This is a genomic window from Streptomyces sp. NPDC056224, from assembly GCF_042267665.1.
In the GTDB taxonomy this organism is placed as follows: Bacteria; Actinomycetota; Actinomycetes; order Streptomycetales; family Streptomycetaceae; genus Streptomyces.
On sequence record NZ_JBHJTK010000102.1, the window covers coordinates 1 to 2503 of the forward strand.

The 2503-nt window shown below is 72.9% G+C and carries 2 protein-coding genes and 1 pseudogene; all 3 read left to right on the forward strand.

What is annotated here, in order from left to right:
* Nucleotides 1-990: pseudogene (locus ACFCZ1_RS38425) on the forward strand (hypothetical protein); the annotation flags it as partial.
* A gap of 877 nt (nt 991-1867) precedes the next feature.
* Nucleotides 1868-2152 (forward strand): hypothetical protein, encoded by a 285-nt coding sequence (locus ACFCZ1_RS38430; protein ID WP_376024148.1) that lies wholly within the window; start codon nt 1868-1870, stop codon nt 2150-2152.
* 15 nt (nt 2153-2167) lie between these two features.
* Nucleotides 2168-2503 (forward strand): helix-turn-helix domain-containing protein (locus ACFCZ1_RS38435; protein ID WP_376682904.1); only part of this gene is annotated, 336 nt, incomplete at its 3' end.

Below are 2503 nucleotides of genomic sequence, written 5' to 3' on the forward strand. Positions count from 1 at the left end.
CGGGCTGCCAGTGGGAACCCGAGTCTGAGGCAGATCAGCGAGTTCACGCAGGGCCGGATCTCCACGGCCACCCTCTCGCGCCTCTTCTCCGGCCGGATGCTGCCCTATGAGGAGACCGCGACGGCGACAGCGGACGCCCTGCTGCTGATCGGCCTCGTCCCGGCCCCTGTCAGGGACCGGACCGCGAAGCACATCGCGGAGCTGTACGGGAAGGCGAGGCGCGCCCAGCGCGCGCGGTCGCACCGGAGGGTGCCCCGGCCCAGGGAGGCCGGGCAGCCGGGCAACGGTCTGGACGATCTGCAGCACGAGCTGTGGGAGCTGATCCGTTCGCACGGACTGACGCTGAGGGAGATCTCCCGGCACCTGCCCTGGTCCAGGAGCGCGCTCTCCGAGGCCCTCAACCACCCCACCCGGCCGCCGGACCCGTCCATGGTGCAGGGCATCGCCCGGCTCTGCGAGGTGAGTTCGGAGCCGCTGCTGCAGGCGCTGCGCGGCGTCGGCCAGGCCCGCGTCCGGACCGAAGAGGCCTCCGCGGCGACTGCGGGAGCCGCACGGCAGGAGCCGGCGCCCACCGCCCCGCCCTCTGCAGCCGTCCCGAGCCCCGGCCCGTCCCCGGCTCCTTCCGCCGCCCCGTCGTCCACTCGGGTTCCTCCGGCGCGCGGGCCGGGAACGGGGGCGTGGCTGGCGCACGCCTCGCTGATGGACGTCCTGGTGCAGGCCGCTGTGACGCGGCCCCCGGCCGAGATAGCCGCTCTGGTCACGGGCCTAAAGGCCGGCGGGGAGGCCGGGGTCGCCGCCCGGATCGTGCAGGAGGCCGCCAGCAGCCGCTCCGTCGCCGACGTCACGGCCCTTGCCCTGGCCCTCCTGGCCCAAGTCCCTGCCCCCGCCCAGCCGCGTGTCCCGTTCCGGAGCCCGTTCCCCGGCAGCACGGAGGCCTTCGACTCCCAGGTCCCCCGCCGCAGGGGCTGGCTCCTCGACGAAGACGACTGAGCCTCTCAGTCCGTGTGCCTACCCCCGTACGCGCCGACGGCCGGCCCGAGTATCGACGTGGCAGGGCCCACCCGGCTTTTGGTGTCCGCGAGCGCCAGGAACCAGGCCCGCGGCTCCGCCGCCTCGCAGCCGGCGCCCGCAACAGGGCATGGCGGGGGAGTGGCTGGAGTTCGAGCAGATCGTCCTCCACGGTGTCGCCGGACTCCCGGGCCGGGAGTTCCGCCGCCGGACCGGCTGCCACGTAGTGCGTGGGTGGTGCCAGGGTCCGTGAGTCGACTTACGGAGCTGCGCAGGGTGCCCGGCCGGGAATGCGGACAGGGCCGGCCCGGCGTGTGCGGGTCGGCCCTGTCGCGTGCGGCACTCGCGCTGCAACGCGGTGCTGCTCTTGTCCCTGTCTGCGAAGCCATCAGCATTCGAGGGGGTTCCGCCGGTCGCCCGGTCGGTTCTGCACCCCACGGTGCCCTGCCGGCGGACCGAAACACAACCGGAGCTTGGACGGTTGTGGACGAATGGCGAAAGCAGCGTTCCGATCGTGGGTCGGTCTGGGGGTGCCTGCGGGTAGGGCATGGGTCCGGCCCGCGCATCTTCGCTGGTCAGGCGCCGGTCCTTGGAGAACTTGCACGCGTGCAAGTCATGGACGCCGGTGAACGAACGAACGGGCATTTCGCGCATTTGGGATGGTGTGTGGTTGCTGAGGCTTAGGCCATGGGAGCGGGGCCTGGCATTCTGGTGATCCCGGAAGGGCGACTGCAATCGCCCCCGGGAGAGCGCCACTTGGCGCGAAGCCATCAGCACGAGGGGGAGCGGCATTCTGCTCCCCCTCGCCATAGCCGAGGGGGAGCCGGGCATCTCCGTGCTCTCCAGCAAGGAGATGTACATGGAGCAACAGCTGAGTCGTGCGCAGGGCCAGGACCGGCGGCGGGAGGCGGGTGCCCGGTCGGGGCCGGCGGGCGGGATGACGCTGCCGCAGGCGGCGGTCGTGTGCGTGGTGCTCGTGCTGGCCGTGGTGATGCGGCTGTACGGGCAGATGCCGATGGCGGAGATCTTCCAGCTCCTGGCCGGCGCCGCGGGGATCAGCGCGCTGATCGTGGTCACCGTGACGCCGGGCGGCCGCGGCAAGGCGGCGGCGGCCGTCCGCGGCTTCACCCAGGCCGGCCGCTAGAAGGGGGATCTCGGGATGGGACGTCCTGAACTTCCCGTGGACCACACGGTCCCCGCCCGTGGCGTACTGGCCGAGACGCTGCGCGCGCTGCGCACCTCAGCCGGGCTGACCTTTGACGAGCTGGCGGTGAGGACCGGGCTGTCGCCGGCCACCCTCAAGCGCGCGGCTTCGGGCCGGACCGTGCCGTCCTGGGAGACGGCCAAGGAGTTCGCTTCGGCGTGCGGCGCCCCTGCGGTCGGTCTGCGCTCGGTGTGGCTCAAGGCCCGGATCGCCGAGCGGGGGTGTCTGAAGCAGCTGCGGCGGCCCCGCGCGCCGGAGCTCGCCACCACGTTCGGCGATCTGGGCGAGGCC